16 protein-coding genes are annotated in these 18,074 nt (G+C 46.6%); 12 read left to right on the top strand and 4 right to left on the bottom strand.

What is annotated here, in order from left to right; translation table 11 throughout:
- The first annotated feature begins 21 nt into the window (after window positions 1-21).
- Window positions 22-216 carry a type II toxin-antitoxin system VapB family antitoxin gene (locus tag I1H34_RS18550; RefSeq protein WP_212662468.1) on the top strand — a complete coding sequence of 65 codons (195 nt, stop codon included), beginning with the start codon at window positions 22-24 and terminating at the stop codon, window positions 214-216.
- Window positions 213-620 carry a type II toxin-antitoxin system VapC family toxin gene (gene vapC, locus I1H34_RS18545; protein WP_212662467.1) on the top strand — a complete coding sequence of 136 codons (408 nt, stop codon included), beginning with the start codon at window positions 213-215 and terminating at the stop codon, window positions 618-620. Before I1H34_RS18550 ends, vapC begins: the two co-directional genes overlap by 4 nt.
- Here the strand turns inward: vapC and I1H34_RS18540 are convergent.
- On the bottom strand, window positions 617-1,027 hold the full coding sequence (locus I1H34_RS18540) for a hypothetical protein (RefSeq protein ID WP_212662466.1): 411 nt from the start codon (window positions 1,025-1,027) through the stop codon (window positions 617-619). The two genes, vapC and I1H34_RS18540, sit on opposite strands and share 4 nt — an antisense overlap.
- Window positions 1,028-1,569: 542 nt before the next feature.
- Between I1H34_RS18540 and I1H34_RS18535 the strand changes: the two genes are divergently transcribed.
- Genes I1H34_RS18535 through I1H34_RS18525 form a run of 3 tightly spaced genes read left to right on the top strand, consistent with a single transcriptional unit; the run spans window position 1,570 to window position 3,547 of the window.
- Window positions 1,570-1,905, top strand: a complete 336-nt coding sequence (locus tag I1H34_RS18535) for a GIY-YIG nuclease family protein (protein WP_249369384.1) — start codon at window positions 1,570-1,572, stop codon at window positions 1,903-1,905.
- A 56-nt stretch (window positions 1,906-1,961) separates the two neighbouring features.
- On the top strand, window positions 1,962-2,375 hold the full coding sequence (gene arfB / locus I1H34_RS18530) for an alternative ribosome rescue aminoacyl-tRNA hydrolase ArfB (protein WP_212662465.1): 414 nt from the start codon (window positions 1,962-1,964) through the stop codon (window positions 2,373-2,375).
- Window positions 2,376-2,425: 50 nt separating this feature from the next.
- Entirely contained in the window at window positions 2,426-3,547 is a 1,122-nt protein-coding gene (locus I1H34_RS18525) for an aminotransferase class V-fold PLP-dependent enzyme (protein WP_212662464.1), read from the top strand.
- 86 nt (window positions 3,548-3,633) lie between these two features.
- Here I1H34_RS18525 and I1H34_RS18520 read toward each other — a convergent pair whose 3' ends face one another.
- Window positions 3,634-5,697, bottom strand: coding sequence for a dynamin family protein (locus tag I1H34_RS18520; protein WP_212662463.1), 2,064 nt, complete (start codon window positions 5,695-5,697; stop codon window positions 3,634-3,636).
- A 415-nt stretch (window positions 5,698-6,112) separates the two neighbouring features.
- Between I1H34_RS18520 and I1H34_RS18515 the strand changes: the two genes are divergently transcribed.
- The 4 genes from I1H34_RS18515 to I1H34_RS18500 all read left to right on the top strand — a co-directional run bounded on the left by I1H34_RS18515 (window position 6,113) and on the right by I1H34_RS18500 (window position 12,476).
- Complete coding sequence (locus I1H34_RS18515; RefSeq protein ID WP_212661733.1) at window positions 6,113-7,441, top strand: ISNCY family transposase; 1,329 nt, start codon at window positions 6,113-6,115, stop codon at window positions 7,439-7,441.
- Between the two features lie 68 nt (window positions 7,442-7,509).
- A complete protein-coding gene (locus I1H34_RS18510) occupies window positions 7,510-8,682 on the top strand; it encodes a sulfotransferase family protein (protein ID WP_212662462.1) in 1,173 nt (390 codons plus the stop codon).
- A 366-nt stretch (window positions 8,683-9,048) separates the two neighbouring features.
- Entirely contained in the window at window positions 9,049-11,700 is a 2,652-nt protein-coding gene (locus tag I1H34_RS18505) for a bifunctional diguanylate cyclase/phosphodiesterase (protein ID WP_212662461.1), read from the top strand.
- Window positions 11,701-11,759: 59 nt separating this feature from the next.
- A complete protein-coding gene (locus I1H34_RS18500; protein ID WP_212662460.1) occupies window positions 11,760-12,476 on the top strand; it encodes a glycerophosphodiester phosphodiesterase in 717 nt (238 codons plus the stop codon).
- 7 nt (window positions 12,477-12,483) lie between these two features.
- Here I1H34_RS18500 and I1H34_RS18495 read toward each other — a convergent pair whose 3' ends face one another.
- Both I1H34_RS18495 and metH read right to left on the bottom strand, forming a co-directional pair.
- The gene (locus tag I1H34_RS18495; RefSeq protein ID WP_212662459.1) at window positions 12,484-12,951 is read right to left on the bottom strand and encodes a hypothetical protein; all 468 of its coding nucleotides are present in this window, start codon (window positions 12,949-12,951) and stop codon (window positions 12,484-12,486) included.
- 38 nt (window positions 12,952-12,989) lie between these two features.
- Window positions 12,990-16,586 carry a methionine synthase gene (metH, locus tag I1H34_RS18490; protein WP_212662458.1) on the bottom strand — a complete coding sequence of 1,199 codons (3,597 nt, stop codon included), beginning with the start codon at window positions 16,584-16,586 and terminating at the stop codon, window positions 12,990-12,992.
- Window positions 16,587-16,929: 343 nt separating this feature from the next.
- Between metH and rpmJ the strand changes: the two genes are divergently transcribed.
- From rpmJ to rpsK, 3 genes are all read left to right on the top strand, one after another.
- Window positions 16,930-17,043, top strand: a complete 114-nt coding sequence (rpmJ, locus tag I1H34_RS18485; RefSeq protein WP_010480573.1) for a 50S ribosomal protein L36 — start codon at window positions 16,930-16,932, stop codon at window positions 17,041-17,043.
- Window positions 17,044-17,132: 89 nt separating this feature from the next.
- On the top strand, window positions 17,133-17,513 hold the full coding sequence (gene rpsM / locus I1H34_RS18480; protein WP_212662457.1) for a 30S ribosomal protein S13: 381 nt from the start codon (window positions 17,133-17,135) through the stop codon (window positions 17,511-17,513).
- A gap of 59 nt (window positions 17,514-17,572) precedes the next feature.
- Entirely contained in the window at window positions 17,573-17,965 is a 393-nt protein-coding gene (gene rpsK / locus I1H34_RS18475) for a 30S ribosomal protein S11 (protein WP_212662456.1), read from the top strand.
- Window positions 17,966-18,074 lie beyond the last annotated feature (109 nt).

Raw genomic sequence — 18,074 nt, 5'->3', positions numbered from 1 at the left:
ATGTGTAACTAGAGTCTGACCATGGCTACCAATCTTTCTATCGATGCTGACTTGCTCGAAGAGGCCCTGCGAGTTGGTGGATTTTCCACCAAAAAAGAGACCGTAAATCAAGCACTGACTGAGTTTGTACAACGTCGACAACAGCGTGAAATTATCTCTCTATTTGGCCAATTACCTCAAGATGCCGATTATGACTATAAACAAGGACGACAATGAGCGGCATCCTGGTTGATACCTGTGTTTGGTCCATTGCTCTGCGCTGTAGTTCTGCAGATGAAACCTCTATAGCTAAACAACTCACCCGACTCATTGATGAGAATCAAGTAAAAATAATTGGTGCCATCAGACAAGAATTGTTGTCTGGCTACACGGATAAAAGCCGATATGAAAAACTGCGACAGAAACTGAAATATTTCCCAAACGAACCATTGGTGGATTCTGATTATGAAGCTGCTGCAGAATATTCGAATTTCTGTCGCTCAAAAGGGATTCAAGGCTCCCACACAGATTTCTTGATTTGTGCTGTTGCTATACGAGCTAAATTCGAAATTTTTACTACCGATAAAGACTTTAGTCATTACGCCAAGCATTTACCAATCACACTCTTCAAGACAAGCTAATACTTTTCAATTAATATCACCTTGCATGGCCTCTGATTCCATTTTCTAGCCTCCCCCTGGATAAAAATGAGCTGCCCATATTCATCCATGTTTGATTCTCGTCCTGTTTTCGACAACCACAACTCATAAAACTGATCAAAGTCTGTTTCATTGAATTCTGGGATTTTATATTGAGAAATATCAATTAAACCTGAAAAATATTCGCTATTTGGAAGGTTCTCTATCACAAAGTCATTTATTCCCAATAGACTAAGTAATATCTCAAGTTCCTTTATGCTAGATAGCGCTATATCCAAAATACCTTCACAAACGTTATCCCAATCTTCTATTGAATAGAAAACACTCCTGTCAGATGTATTTGGTGAAGCAAATAGGAAATGAAGCACAGATCTTTCCTCAAATGCCATAACTATAATTAGAAGGCAAATTTTCTCGCAATATGAAATGGGCTACTAACCTGCCTACCTTCTAAAGCCAAACATCTACATTTGATATCAGCACTCTTAGAGGATAAAAGTTTCAGCTTTCGTGAGATAGCTGAATTTTTCTTTTTACTGCAAAGAATAGAACTGTAGCTAAGGAACAGGTCTTACCCGCTACTCATATGTTCAGCAAAGCAATCATGACACTGCAGATCAACAACAAAATTCATTTGGTCAGTTATCCCAATGGCAATCGAACAAGTCAGCAACCCACCCCCGAGATCGCAACTTGATGCAGGATATAAATTGGATATTCCGACTTCACTAAAAACTAGAGATCGTCTGTAGAGGGTTGGCTGAGGGCTGAGGTTATCTGGGGGAAAGGGGGTTGGTTGAGGGGAGGTGCGATCGCACTCCAGTATCTCTAGGTCTGATATTGGTATGCCAGATCACGCAGGGCTTCTTGGCTTTGAGGGGTGTTTCAACCGCCAGTAAAAAAGCGAAGTTATGAGGGGTATTGTGGTTGAATGCGTATTGCAACTACGATACGCATCTCCCTCTTTCAAAATGATGGGCATAGCCCATTGAGCGACAAACAAGACCTTATGTCTGAATGGCATCTCTATATCATTCGTACCCGGAATGGGGCCTTGTATACAGGCGTGACGACAGACGTTGCTCGTCGCCTGGATGAGCATTCCCATAGCAAAAAAGGGGCTAAGTTTCTGCGCTCAAAAGGCCCATTGCAGCTGGTTTATCAACAACCCGTGGGGAGTCGATCCGAAGCCCAGCAGTTGGAATATCAAATTAAACAGCTATCGAAGTCCCAAAAAGAGAAATTCATCGCCACTCACAGCCCTTGATTAAACTGGGAGAGTATCGCTGATATTTATTGCACCCAGATTAGTCTGACTCACTCATGTTGAAGATTACCAAGCGCACCTCCATACCTCTCAGTGAGATTGAGTTGAGTCCCATCCGTTCTCAAGGTGCTGGCGGACAAAACGTTAACAAAGTGGCGTCCGCGATCCATCTCCGATTTGATATCAATGCATCATCCCTATCGCCCCTGTTCAAAGAGCGTCTCCTCAACTTGGGCGATAGACGTATCACCAAAGAAGGCATCATTATTATCAAAGCTCAGCAACATCGCACCCAACAGCAAAACAGAGAAGATGCCCTGAACCGTCTGCAAACGTTGCTGCAAAGTGTGACCACAACCCCCAAAAAACGGAAACCCACAAAAACTTCCTATGGTGCCAAACAACGGCGGCTCGATAGCAAAAATAAACGAGGAAAGCTCAAGAAGCTAAGGGGCAATATCAAACCCTAACGCCATTCATCCCGATTCATTGATTCAGACACAACTGCGAAGAGGACAACATGCCAGGATTACTGCCTAATATTGATCCAGAAGGACTTTTGGAATATTCAGTAGTGTTTACAGACCGCTCACTGAATCATATGTCTGGAGCCTTCCAAACGGTGATGACAGATATTTCTGGCACCCTCAAACAGGTCTACAATGCCAAGGCCGTGGCCATTGTTCCGGGGGGTGGCACCTTTGCCATGGAAGCCGTTGCTCGACAGTTCGCCACAGATCAATCATGCTTGGTGATTCGTAATGGTTGGTTTAGTTTTCGCTGGAGTCAAATTTTAGAGAGGGGTAAGATACCTGCCCAATTATCGGTGCTCAAGGCTCGTCCTGTAGATGACAGTGATCATGCAGCTTTTGCCCCTGCCCCCATTGAAGAAGTTGTTTCTAGAATCCAGGCCGAAAAACCGGATCTGGTATTTGCACCCCATGTGGAAACGTCTTCGGGAATGATCTTGCCGATGGACTATCTTCAGGCCATCTCTGAAGCAGTCCATGCTGTGGGTGGTTTGTTCGTGTTAGATTGCATTGCCTCCGGCACGATCTGGATCGATATGGAAGCCTGCGGTGTCGATATTTTGATCAGTGCTCCTCAAAAAGGGTGGAGTAGTTCGCCCTGTAGTGGATTGGTGATGTTCAGTGCTCTGGGGCGAGAGCGGATCGAATCGACGACGAGCAGTAGCTTTGCCTGTGACCTATTGAAATGGCTGCAGATTATGGAGGCCTATGAAAAAGGTGGACATGCCTATCACGCCACCATGCCCACTGATAGCCTCAGAATATTTCGGGATGTGATGCAGGAAACGGCAGGGTGCGGGTTCGATACCGTCTGTGCTCAGCAACAACAGCTAGGGGATAAGGTCAGAGCACTTCTAACCAGTAAAGGCATCAAGAGTGTCGCGGCTGAAGGATTTCAATCGCCCAGCGTTGTGGTTAGCTACACAGATGATCCAGCAATAGGACAGAAATTTAAGGCCCTCGGGATGCAGATTGCGGCGGGTGTCCCTCTACGCTGTGATGAACCCGACAACTTTCAAACCTTTCGGCTTGGCCTCTTTGGCTTAGATAAATTACAAAATATCGATCGCACCGTTGCCAAGTTGGCCGAGGTATTAGAGCAGATGGAATGATCCAGCGTGATAGCCCATATCCCTGATGTATATCGGTCAGAGATATGGGCTTATCAATCAGCAAGATGCTCCTTACATGAAGAGCATCAATTCTTAAGCTGACAGTCTCCTTCCATTTCTTGAACCATCTCTGCCAGAGATTTTTCTAAGGTTTGCAGTCGCTGACTTTCTTGCTCCACCTGGATAGAATGCGATTCTTTCTGGGCGACAAGATTATTCAGTTCTCCTTGCCGACTGGCAATATCTTGATTAATCCGCTCAATTACTTTTACCTCATAGGTTTCGAAGCACCGTTGCACGGATTGATGAATGGGTTCCCATTGCTCATTGGCAATTTGGGGGAGGTATTTGGCAAATTCCGTACGGGTTGCTTTGAGGAACTCCTGACGGACATATTCTGCTTGCCCAACAAAAACGCCGGTTCCTACTAACAACACAGCGAAGATATTCAAAAATAGGGATGAAAATACCAAGCCGATGACCTGTAAGATAATCACAAGTAGGGCGGTTTGCATCACGCTTTGCCAAAACATGTTGAACTGGCCAACGGCACCATTCATATTGCCAGGAATCGCCTCGAACACATCCTTGAGAATATCGGCCCAGAGCTGGACTTCCTTGGGGTCATAGCGATGCCCCGCTGCATAAAAGCGATTTCCCAATAGTTTGTCATTCATCACCTCCACGACCTGTTCATAGGCCACCCGATATTCGTCAGCGGCTTCATTGAGTTCAGAAAAGGCCCGGCTAATGTCCTGTTTGGCGATAAATTCCCAAGCTGCCAAGCGATCATTCATATAGCGTTCAAAGGCCCGCTTAAAGGAGGTGTAAAACACCGCTCGATTATTCTTATCTAGAAACTCCAGAAACTCCAAATCCGGTTGAGCGGCTACGAAATCTTCGTCAAAGGTGATTTCTAGGTTGAGAATATAAGTCTTAAAGGAATCAGCGATGGCCTGGGATTCCTGATCGCGAGTTTGGCGAATCTTCGTTTGAAAGTCATCCCGAATGGATTGCAGTTGCTCGAAATCGGACTGGACTGAGACCAGTTTTTCCTTCAAGAGATCGAGGTCTTCATCCAGTAAGGGTAAACGGCGAGATACCGCAGCCCAAACTTGTTTATGGGTCATTTGAGCTTTGTGTAGGGCATAGTCTAGCTCTGACTGGATTCGATCCTGGGAAAGAAATTTGAACAAACTGTCTAGAAAGGCTGGCACGCCTGACTGGGCTAGGGCTTCGGGGTCGTTTTGAAGTTGAGAACGCAACGCCTTTAGTCCCGAGACCTCAAAGACCCGCTGATCATATTGATGGGGGCAATAGTCTGCCAAATGAGTGTGAAAAACTCCTCGGAGCCGATCTTCTGCTGAGGCAAGTGCCTCACTATCGTCAGGATTAATCAAATTGCTTTGAACTTTATCCCAGGCATTAATCAAGAAAAAGATGGTGATGCCCCGATCCTTCAGGGTATTTTGCAAATACCGTCGCTCATCCAACGTGCAGGGTTGAGTCGCATCCATGACAAACAGCACGGCATGGCAATCCTGCAAAAAATTGAAGACGAGCTGATTACGAGCTTCCGTATCATTCAATCCTGGGGTGTCAATCAGCTCTAGACCTTGTTGTAACAAGGGAAGGGGATATTCAATCTCGGCATGACTAACATTGGGAAAAGCAGCCTGGTCCTTAGAAGCCAAAGCTTTGGCCTCTTCAGGGTCAATAGTGTAGATCTGCTTAAAGTCCTCTAAAGCAATCTGCTCCGGTGGCGAATCATCAAGATGGTGGATGGTGACTTGCTTTTGGGGACCATATTTGAGCACCGTCAACACTGCTGTACAGGGATTGACATCGCTAGGCAATAATCGCTCCCCTAATAGTGAATTTAAGAGCGTACTTTTCCCCCGTTTCAAATCACCTAACACCACCAACCGAAAAATCCCTTGCTGGAGGTTGTCCGCCACACTGCGAAGGGTCTCCACTTGCGGGGCTAAACTTAACGGTCCTGAAGCGGTGGCCCCTTCTGTTTCCGCCGTGGACAAGGTGTTTGCCATGGCTTCCAGATGATGGGCCACTTTCTGACGTGAATGCTGGGCTTGATCTAGTTGAGCAAGGGATGTGGCTGACAACTGGGTGAGATCCAGAAAAGTGCTCATAAATGTGGCGGCGAGACTGCAAACTTTAACTCCACCATCATAGCTACCCCAAAATAGACTGGAACAGAGCCGCCATCCTATTGGTTTAAGATCGATTCATATCTGCCAATTTCCGAGTTTTATCGAGTCGCAATCGATGAAAATTGAGAATAGACCATCAACAGTAATACGCTTGCTTTATTTCCGGCCTCAATATCCAATAGAGGCCGGAAATTAGGGTGTGATTCCCATTCAACGGCATCGAATTTTTCATGTCTAGCATGATGTCCTGATCAATGACGGTAAGGATGGCTAGCAGCAGTTAGCCAAAAGTGATAATGCAACAGCATTCTGCCAGCAATTGTAAATTCAAAATTTTGGCAAGCTAGGTTGTAGTCGTTGAGGATGTATTCATACACTTGCAGAGCCCCAGACGATGAATGAAGGTGTTCTAAATTTCCCTCTCTTACTGCACTGGCTACATCAGCTCATTGAGCACCTCGATGATCCACGTCAACCCAGTAATGGCACCAAATTTAGTCTCAAAGATATTGTATTAGGCGCATTTGCTGTCTTCTTTATGCAATGTCCTTCGTTTCTGGAGTACCAACGCCATGTTCATAGTCGTCATGGTCGTGACAACGCCCAAGCCCTCTTTGAGTTAACAGAACTCCCCACGAGCAACCAAATCAAGAATGTTTTGGACTTGATCGCATTTCGTCTTCTGTTTCCCATTTTTTATCAAATTTATAGCGTTCTCCTACGACGAGGTTATCTAGAGCAATATAAGGTTCTAGGTGGACACCTGTTGGTAGGGCTAGACGGCAGCGAGTATTTTTCCTCAAACCGGATTTGTTGCGATCAGTGTTCTACCAAAACCCATCGGGATGGGAGTGTCACCTATACGCACACCGCCGTGTTGCCCGTCCTCGTTTGTCCGGAAATTGAACATGTCATTTCTCTGGCCCCAGAGTTCATTCGTCCTCAAGATGGTGCGGAGAAACAGGATAGTGAAACCGCTGCGGCCAAACGGTGGATCAAGGGGCATGCTCAAGGGTTTGACGGAGCCAAGATTACGGTTCTTGGCGATGACCTCTATAGCCGTCAACCGATGGTGGAGACTTGTTTAGAGGATGAGTTGAACTTCATTTTTGTCTGTTTGCCCTCCTCCCATCCAGAGCTATATGAATGGGTAGAGTATTTAGAAGGTATTGGAGATGTTGAGCATCTAGAGACTCGGGGCTGGAACGGTCGCTATCATGAAATTTGTCAGTATCGCTATTACAATCGCATCCCCCTGCGTGAGGAGCTACCAGCAGTGATGGTCAACTGGTGCGAAGTCTCTGTTACTCGTGCTGCTGATGGAAAGACTATGTATCACAACGCGTTCATTACTCACCATTTCATCAATGACCAAAGTGTGGCCGAGATTGTCAGTGCTGGACGTGCCCGATGGAAAGCGGAGAATGAAGGACACAATGTCCTCAAAACCAAGGGCTATCACTTAGAACATAATTTTGGTCATGGTCAGAAGAACCTTGCTGCTGTGCTATTGGTACTCAACCTGTTGGCATTCTTATTTCATACCGTCTTGCACTTGGTGGACTCCACTTATCAACGCATGCGAAAGCAACGGGGAACCCGACAAGGCTTTTTTCACGATATTCAGACTTTGACCAAATACTTGCTCTTTGAGAGTTGGGAGCATTTGCTCCAGTTTATGTTGGATGATCCAGAGCCTCGAATAGCAGCCGATACCTCATGAAATATTGAATTTACAATTGCTGGCATTCTGCACAGCTGACGGTAAATAACGACCAACATCCCCGATGGATGGATTGGATCAATTGGGGAGGGCGGCGACTTCAGACGATTGGCATTCAGTCTGTGCAATTGAATGAGGAGGCCTTACTCGCTACCGCTCAAAAACAGACCCAACTGACGGACTGGGGGGATGACTCGTTTCGCGTTGGGTTCAAAGTATTAATAACGGCTTTGAACGCAGAAGCGGACTTGAGTTTAGTCGGTAGATTGTTTCTATGGGCAGACTTGGGTCGCTTACTCATCAATCGCTTGCAAATTCAAGCGACCTTGAAACGTCATCCTGAGATTCTTGAGGTTCCTATCCGGCGTCCCTTGGTGATTACCGGATTGCCTCGAACGGGAACCACTTTTCTTCACAGGCTGCTGGCCCAAGACTCGCGGTTTCGCTGGTTGCGACTCTGGGAATTATTACAGCCTTGTCCTCCACCTGAACAGAATGCTAGCGATCCAGATCCCCGCATCCAGGCTGCTGAAAAGATGGCTCGCCAATACCAGGCTCTTTCGCCTGTCTTCTCTACCACCCACCATCTCCAAGCACAGCTGCCGGAAGAAGGGAATCAGCTGTTTGAGCATGCTTTTTCAACCTTGCTTTATGAGCTGAGAGCCCATGTGCCCAGCTATCGAGACTGGTTACGGACTCAGACCCTGCGATCGCAATATCACTACTATCGACAGCAGTTACAACTATTAAGCTGGCATTGGCCAGGTCGATGGCTATTGAAAGCCCCAGCCCATCTCACTTATCTAGAATCTCTGACGCAAGTTTTTCCAGATGCTTGCATTATTCAAACCCACCGAGATCCTTGCTCCGTAGTCCCATCCATCTGTAGTCTGGCAACGCTTGTCCGCAATATCTATACCGAACAAGTTGATAGGTCAGCCATCGGGAAATACTGGCTAGAAGCTTTGTCCTATGGTTATGAGAAAGGGCATCAATATCGTCGTCAAACGCCGTCTACATTGATTTGTGATGTCAACTATCCTGATCTTATTCAAGATCCGATCCAGACCGTTCACAGAATTTATAATTTTTTCAATGATTCTCTAGACTCATCTACAGAGCAAAATATGGTGAATTGGCTAGATGCTAATCCTCAGACAAAACATGGCGTGCACCGTTACTCAATTGAGCAATTTGGTTTAACTGAAACCGAAATTAGGCAAGCATTCCCTTTTTTGTGAATTTTTTTTGTTGAATATTGCTGTTATTAAAAAAAATATAGCTCCTGGCTGCGTTGAATTCATACTGAGTCTAGATGCGTCTCCATTAAGAGGCTGACATGGAAATAAATAAGATTAATGGAGAAGTAAAAAAAATTAAATAGTTGCTTTTTAAGGTATAAATTCTAGCAATGAGTTCTTATGGTTATAAAAGCTGTAAATAATAGATTTGATCGTTATATAAGTATTTTTGTGAAGAGATTTTGATTCGAGGCTGATATTTTCTCAGGACAATAATTCCGTCAAAATACGGATTCTAATTCTGATGTCAAAATTTATTATGAGAATAGGAAAATGTGTTTACCCTAGTCCTCATAGTCATTTGTCATGCAATGCGAGATCCAATCGACTTCCGCCGTAGACGTTACAGAGACTTCTACAGGAGGAATTATTCCACCAGGCCTTGAAAAAGGAATTGGATTTTATAAAGCAATCATTAACCATCTACCCGATCTCATCTGGTTGAAAGATTCTGATGGCGTATATCTGGCCTGTAATCATCGTTTTGAAGATTTTTTGGATGCCCCTGAACAAGAAATTGTTGGTAAAACCGACCAAGATTTTGTAGATGCTAAGTGGGCCGATTTGTCTCGAAAACATGACCAGGACGTCATATTGAAAGAATGCCCATCTATATTAGAAAAATGGACAACTTTTACTAGTGATGGTCATCGCGAACTCCTAGAAATCAGTCGATATCCCTTGTATGACGAGCATGGAGAATTGATAGGTGTATTAGGTATTGGGCGCAATGTGACCGCTAGAAAAAGGTCAGAGGAAAAGTTACAAGCCAGTGAAGAACGGTTTTCATTGGCGATGTGCGGAGCCAATGATGGACTTTGGGACTGGAACTTAGAAACCGATGAAGTCTACTATTCACCGCGCTGGAAAAGCATGTTGGGGTATGAAAACGATGAACTTCCTGATGATTTAAGTACTTGGGCAAACCTCGTACACCCTGATGATAAAGAGACTGTTTTGAAACAGGTCCAAGACTATCTGGTGAGCAACACAGATTCATTTGATGTTGAAATGCGGATGCAGCACAAAGCGGGGCATGAAGTGTTTGTGCTCTCGCGGGCATTTTTGGCTTATCGAGCGTCTGATGGTAGGGCTGTTCGTTTGGTGGGCACCCATGTCGATATCACCGCCCGTAAAAAGATAGAAGCATTTGATGACAAAAATGCTGAAATTCTGGAGATGGTCGCGACAGGGAAACCCGCATCACAGATCTATGAAGAAATTGCCTTGCTTTATGAAGGGCTTCATCCTGGACTGCGATGTTCAATGCTTGAATTGCAAGATGGTCGACTGATGCATGGTGGTGCCCCAAGTCTGCCAAAAGCCTATTGTGATGCAGTTCATGGCCTGGAATATGGTCCAAATGTTGGCTCTTGTGGTACCTCGACTTATACCGGCCAGCGGGTTCTGGTTGAGAATATTGACACCGATCCCAAATGGGCCAAGATCAAACATGTCGCATTGCCCCATGGCATGCGTTGCTGTTGGTCTGAACCGATTAAAAGTTCTTCAGGTACCGTATTGGGCGCATTTGGCATGTATTACAATCATCCCGCCTTGCCCAATGAGGCGGAGTCAAACGATCTGAAGTCGGCAGCAAGGCTGGCTGGGATTGTGATGGAGCGGGACCAAGCCCAGAAACGGATTCGAGAATTGGCGTTTATCGATAGCTTAACGGGGCTGGCGAGTCGTGCTCATTTTTACCAAAGCCTTGAAGCTGCCATCAAGCGTTCTGATCGCAACGCATCTCGCTTGGGTCTGCTCTATATCGATTTAGATAACTTTAAGGGAGTGAATGACAGTCTGGGGCATGATGCGGGAGACTTATTACTTCGGGAAATTGGCCAACGGTTGCAACAGGTCGCTCGTGATATCGATTTTGTCGCCCGCCTGAGTGGAGATGAATTCTGTATTTTGGTGACGGATGTAAATGATGACTATGCAGCCTCTTCGGTTGCTCAACGTTGCCTTGAGGGGGTTTCCCAACCCATCGAGTTATCGGCAAGAAAATTTACCCCCGCTTGCAGTATTGGGATTGCCCACTATCCTGATGATGGTCAAGATCTCTCAACCTTGATTAAAGCTGCTGATACGTCCCTTTATGCGGCAAAGGAACGAGGAAAAAATCGGTATGCCTTCTATAAACCAGAGCTAACCGAGCAAGCAGAGTATCGGTTCCGTGTGGAGCAAAACTTAAGGGAGGCCGTCGAAAAACAGCAATTGTTCTTGGTGTATCAACCCCAGGTTGAGATCCGCTCCGGCAACATTATTGGGGTTGAGGCTTTGTCCCGCTGGCACCATCCCCAACTCGGTGAGGTTTTACCGTCTGAATTTATTGCCACAGCTGAAAGAATAGGGATGATGAAGCCCCTAACGGAATGGGTTTTGAAAGCAGCCTGTAATCAGGCTGTTGCCTGGAAAAAGGCTGGCTTGCCGGCGATTCGGATGGCCGTGAATATTTCTCCTGCCCAATTTCTGGATAAGGATTTTGTGTCTTTGATTAAGCATGTTCTGGATGAAACAGGCATGGTGCCAACGGAACTAGAGCTGGAGGTGACGGAGAGTGTGGTGCAAACCGATCAACAGAATCTTTCTATTTTTCGAGAATTAAAAAATCTAGGTGTGCTCCTAGCTATTGATGATTTTGGTACCGGGTATTCATCGTTTGCTTCACTCAAACATCTCACGGTGGATTGTCTAAAAATTGATAAATACTTTATTGATGATATGCTCGTCGACCGTAAATCGGAGACGCTCATGGGGGCCATGATTGATATGGGTCACAATCTAGATCATGAAATTATTGCGGAAGGTGTGGAGACATTAGAGCAATATCAGATGCTCCAAAAATTGGGCTGTGAGATGGCCCAGGGATATTTGTTGAGTAAACCTGTGAGTGCTGATTCAATTGCCAAACTTCTGGATATCAAGGGTTTGAACCATCTGATCAGTGCCTGACATGCGGTACCCCTTCTTTTGGGGTAAATTCAGGTTCAGACATCATACGCGACGAACCCATGACTCCTCTTATTACGGCTCACCGAGGATATTCCCAGTTAGCCCCAGAGAATACGATGCCTGCCTTTGAGCTAGCCATTGAAAACCAGGCTGATTTTATTGAACTGGATGTCCAAGAGACCCAAGATCATGAATTGGTGGTGCTTCATGACAGTCATTTAATGCGTCTTGCGGGATGCGATCTCAACCTCTGGGACCTAACCATGGCTGAACTGACCAACCTAGATGTCGGCCAGTGGTTCGGGGATGATTTCAAAAATACCCGAATTCCGTCCCTAGCCTCGGTGATGGATTTGGCTAAGGACCGAGTCAAGTTGAACCTGGAGCTAAAAATTCATGGCCATGAACAAAAACTTGGCAGCCAGGTTGTTGAGCTGATTCACAAAAAAAATTGGCAACAAAACTGTGTGGTTTCTTCCCTCGACTTCGATATTCTGCAGCAGGTACGAACGCTAGATCCGGAGTTGACCGTTGGTCCTGTAATACCGCCGTCTCGACCTGAGTATCCTGATTTTGAGGTCGATTTTTACTCGATTCACTTCACTCTAGCCACACCAGACCGGGTAGAACGAGTCCATGCGGAAGGCAAGACCATCCATGTATGGACGGTTAATCAGGCCTCAGATATGCAGCATATGATTGAGCTTGGAGTAGACAATATCATCACCGATCAACCCTTGGTACTAAAAGACTGGTTGAATAAGCCAAATAAGTGAGGTCGACCTAAATCGATACGACGCTTTTGGCTGGGTCGATTGCGAGGAAGGTCACAGGTCCTTTATAGGTAATACTGAGCTTCCCACCATAAACATCATCAATGGCTAGCAAATTCTGATCAGAAATCACGATGTTTTCAGATGTGAAGATGGACCTTTGCATATCTGTCATATCACCATAGTTATCTGTTGTGATTGAATGAGCTTGTGCGATGCGAATGAATAAATAGGGCCAATCGCAAACTGTACTTGAACTTTGGTAAATCTCATCAGGAAGCCAGTTAGCGTTCCAATGAATGGCTAGGGATAAAGTTTGTCTAAATGCAATCTCATAAAACAGTCCAAGCCAGATAGAGTCATGCAAACTGTACTTCGAATGAAATTGATCGAAGCTCATTTGTTTACCTTGATCCCAGGGCAAGTCTCCTTCTATCCAGTCATGATAAAACCAGGCTGGTTCTTCTAATTCAATCAAGCTTTAGTTCCTTGATGAGATTGATTCAGGTATAGAGTCTAAGCACTGAAGTATTTAGCGACAGGGTGATAAACCATAATTGCCGTGGTGGATTGTTCAGGATAAAGCTGTTCACTTTCGTCCATATGTAAATTAATCCGATCCGTTTGCAATAGATCAAGCTGCTTATATTGGTCTTGCATATCAGGGCACGCCGGGTAGCCAAAACTATACCGAGAGCCTTGATAGCGCTGAGCCAGCATATCCCGAATATTGTCCGGTTCACCCTCGGCAAATCCCAACTCTCGTCGGATGCGGGCATGGGTCCATTCTGCTACTGCTTCAGCAGTTTGGACGGCTAGACCGTGGAAGTAGAGATACTCGGTGTATTCGTCATCGGCAAACAGCTTTTGGGCAAACTCCGTGGCAATGTCCCCAACTGTGACGGCCTGCATGGGAAAGACATCAAACCGTTTTTGGGCGATGCCTTGCTCCTTGGGTAAAAAGAAGTCGGCAATACACAGTCGCCGCATAGACTTCTGACGAGGAAAGGTAAAAGTGGTGACCGGGTCAGGCAAGGTATCGCCAGGGTTCTCCGCTACTTTTGGATCATAAATGTGGAGGGAGTTTTCTTCGGCTAGGCAGGGGAAGTAACCATAAATCGCCTGGGGATGGAGAAGCTTCTCAGAAACAATCCGCTGTTTCCACTTGTCCAGAATGGGATAGACCTTCTCGTCTAGGAAGGCATCGTATTCTTCCCGAGATTGATCCTTGGGTTTGCGGAACTGCCATTGTCCGGCAATCAGAGCTTGGAGATCCATATGCCAGAAGAGTTCATCAAAAGGTAGATCTTCGGGCTGCAAAATAGTGGTGCCCCAGAAGGGTGGGGTGGGCCGGTCGATGTCGATATCCACAGCTTCCGAACGCTTCGTATCAATTGGCGTTGCTGCAGCTATTTTTTCGGCATTTTCTTGAGGTTGAGAACCATTCGTAGAAACTGCTTCAGGGGCCTCTTCTTGTTCATTTAAGAAGCCTTTGAGGTTATCCCATTGCCCTTCAGTTTTGGCGGGCATCAGCTTATCCATGAAATGCAAGTCTGCAAAGGCATCTTTGCCATAGACCACTTTGCCGTTATAAGCGTTTTGACAGTCTTGATTGACAAACTTGGGGGTGAGGGCAGCGCCGCCCAGAATGACGGGGACGTCAATCCCTTCTTGGTTAAAGGTTTCGAGATTATCTTTCATAAAGGCCGTGGATTTTACCAGCAACCCGCTCATGGCAATGCAGTCGGCGTTGTGCTCCCGATAGGCAGCAATAATCGTATCTACGGGCTGCTTGATACCCAGATTGATCACCTGATAGCCGTTGTTGGAGAGGATAATGTCCACCAGGTTTTTACCAATGTCATGGACATCGCCTTTGACCGTGGCAATCACAACAGTGCCTTTACCGCTGGTGTCTGCTTCATCCTTGTCCATCATCGGCTCCAGATAGGCAACCGCAGCTTTCATAGTTTGGGCGGACTGCAACACGAAGGGCAACTGCATCTGTCCCGATCCAAAGAGTTCACCCACCACTTTCATGCCATCTAACAAAAAGGTATTGATGATCGCTAAAGGAGCGTGATCTTTGAGGGCAATATCTAGCTGTTCTTCTAGACCAATCCGTTCGCCGTCAATAATGTGGTTTTTGAGGCGTTCTTCTACGGGGAGGGAGGAATCGATACTGCGATCTCGTTTCGTAGTTTTCCCTTCAAACAGGGTCGTCAGCTTGGTGAGCGGGTCATAAGAACAGACATCTCCATCAAACTGGCGACGGTCAAAAATCAGATCGCGGCAGACCTGCTGGTGCTCCGGTTCAATTTTGGCCAAAGGCAGAATTTTGCTGGCACTGACAATGGCGGCATCCATGCCCACGGCCATCGCCTCATTTAGGAATACCGAATTGAGGGCGACTCGGGCCGCAGGATTTAAACCGAAGGAGACATTCGATACCCCTAAGATGATGTGACAACCCGGTAGCTCGTTTCGAATCTGCTGAATGCCCTCGATAGTGGCTTTGGCATTATTTCGATCTTCTTCAATCCCGGTCGACGCAGGTAAGGCTAAGGGGTCAAAAAAGATTTCATAGGCAGGAATACCATAATCAATGGCGTCATCATAGGCCCGTTTGGCGATTTCAAACTTCTTCGCAGCGGTGCGGGCCATGCCATCTTCGTCAATGGTGCCCACTACCACGCCCGCCCCATAGGCTTTAGCTAGCTCCAAGACTTTAAAGAAGCGTTCTTTTCCGTCTTCATAGTTGGTGGAGTTGAGGATGCATTTACCCCCTGCTACTTTGAGGCCCGCTTCCATCTTGGTCCATTCTGTGGAGTCCAGCATCAGGGGCAGAGATACGGTATTTACCAGCCGGGAGGCCAGTTCTCGCATATCTCGTTCACCATCGCGACCCACGTAGTCCACGTTGACATCGAGGACGTGGGCTCCTTCTTTGACTTGCGATCGCGCCAACGATACCAACCCATCCCAGTTTTCCGCATTCAGGGTTTCGCGACATTTCTTCGACCCGCTGGCATTCAGCCGTTCCCCCACAATTAAGAAGGAGTTGTCCTGATCGTAGGGCTGCATGCTCATAATCGAGGCTGCAGCCGGAACATGGGGCAAGGGAGCGTAAGGCGGTAGGCTCAACCGGGAGCCAATTTCTCTCCCTTTGGGCTGCAGATCTTGGGCGAGTTCCACTAACTGTTGAATATGTTCAGGGCGAGTACCACAACATCCCCCAATCACCTGTACACCTAGATCCTCAACGAAATGCATCAGTGCCATTCGTAGTTCCATTGGAGTCAGGCGATAGTGCCCTACACCGTCAATATTTTCTGGCAAACCTGCATTAGGAATACATGACACTACGAACGGGGAATACTCTGCCAAATGCTTGATATGCTCTTTCATCAAGTCCGGCCCTGTGGCACAGTTGAGGCCAAAAATATCAATGGGGAAGGGCTCTAAAATAGTGAGCGCTGCTGCAATATCCGAACCAGACAGCATCGTGCCTTGAGGTTGCTCAATCGTCACCGACACCATTAGAGGACGTCGTTCTCCCCGATTGGCGAAGACTGCTTCAATCCCATTTAGGGCTGCCTTGATTTGCAAGACATCCATGCAGGTCTCGATCAAAAATAAATCGACCCCGCCATCGAACAACCCTTCTGCTTGTTCTTGATAAGTCGCTTTTAAAGTGTCGTACTCGATGTCCCCAATCGTCGGCAGTTTGGTCCCCGGCCCCATGGATCCGGCTACAAACCGAGGTTTTTCAGGGGTCGAAAATTCAGCGGTCACCTGTTTAGCTAATTCTGCCGCCGCTTTATTGAGGTTATAGGCCTGGTCTGCCAAATCGTACTCGGCTAAGACAATCGAAGTGGCACCAAAAGTATCAGTCTCGACGACATCTGCTCCGGCCTTGAGAAAGTTGCGATGAACCGTGGCAACGGCTTCCGGCTTTGTCTGGATCAGATATTCATTACACCCTTCCAGGTCTGGGCCACCAAAATCTTCTGCAGTCAGATTTTGCAGCTGTAGAGAGGTTCCCATGGCACCATCAAAGACAATGACAGGGCGTTCGGGACTATGGAGCCGATCTAGGAAAACACTCTTCATGATCCAGTCAAGATAGAAACTACTGTCCCCCGCTGTGCTGCTGTTTTCTGACACAAGGCATATCGGGTTAGATATACACTTTAAATCCATTTAGCCAGATTTTTTGGAGAGTTGCCCTGGAAAACCCTAAATATTTGTCCTAGACGATGAATAAGAAAGGGGCCTGGCCGCATGATTTTTGTGTTTTTCTAGAATGTCGATTGGCCTATAAATCATGACTGTAAAGGCTTTACATGAGATGCTGACAAAGCTCTAATTCCATTCATTCAAGTTTCACCAAATTAAACTTGTAGGACTTCAATAGAAGTGATATGGTAATAGTTTTGTAGTCGTCTAATCTAGTATGAAAGTTCGTTCATCCGTTCGGAGAATGTGTGACAAATGCCGAGTCATTCGTCGGCGTGGTCGCGTGATGGTGATTTGTTCTAACCCCAAGCATAAACAACGCCAAGGTTAACCAATTGCTATCAACCGAGTGGTCTCTAAACCCATCGTGTTAGCAACCACACAAATTTTTGATTAAACAGCCTAGGGAGTAAGAAAAGAGTGGCACGGATTGCCGGAGTAGACCTGCCCCGCGACAAGCGGATCGAGATTGGTCTGACCTATATATATGGAATTGGCTTGACCAGATCCCACGAGATCTTGGCAGCAACGGGCGTTAACCCTGATACCCGAGTTAGAGAATTAGGCGATCAAGATGTCGCTGCTCTTCGTAATGCTGTGGCTGGCTATCAGGTGGAGGGTGACCTACGCCGATGGGAGTCCATGAACGTCAAGAGACTCATGGATATTGGTTCCTATCGAGGGCGTCGTCATCGAGCTGGCTTACCGGTTCGAGGCCAGCGTACTCGGACAAACAGTCGAACAAGGCGGAGTGCCAAGCGGACTGTAGCTGGTAAGAAGAAAGTTCCCAGCAAGAAATAACCCTCTCAAATTCTTCTGTTTTTTATCGCTGATTTAGTTGGTTCAAAAGAATATTAGGTATGGCTCCACAATCTAAACGCTCCGGTGGACGGAAGCAAAAAAAGCATGTTCCCAACGGGGTTGCTCATATCCAGTCCACATTCAATAACACAATTGTCACCATTAGCGATGCCGGTGGTGATGTCGTATCCTGGGCCTCTGCTGGTTCAAGTGGTTTCAAAGGAGCAAAAAAAGGCACCCCTTTTGCGGCTCAAACTGCTTCTGAAAGTGCAGCTCGTCGGGCAATGGATCAAGGCATGCGCCAAATTGAAGTGATGGTCAGCGGTCCTGGCGCAGGTCGCGAAACGGCCATTCGTGCTTTACAGGGTTCGGGGCTTGAAATCACTTTGATTCGAGATGTCACCCCCATTCCTCACAACGGCTGTCGTCCTCCAAAACGACGTCGCGTCTAGGGCGAAGCTTCATCAGGCTGGCTGGCTAGAGCAGTGTTCTGCTGCCTCGAAGCGAGTCAAACACTGATAAAAATTCCTTGAATTTGATGGCATACCTCATCCATCTACA

Origin of the sequence: Acaryochloris marina S15 (genome assembly GCF_018336915.1) — a bacterium.
Classification (GTDB): Bacteria; Cyanobacteriota; Cyanobacteriia; order Thermosynechococcales; family Thermosynechococcaceae; genus Acaryochloris; species Acaryochloris marina_A.
This window is presented reverse-complemented; position numbering and strand designations above follow the sequence as displayed.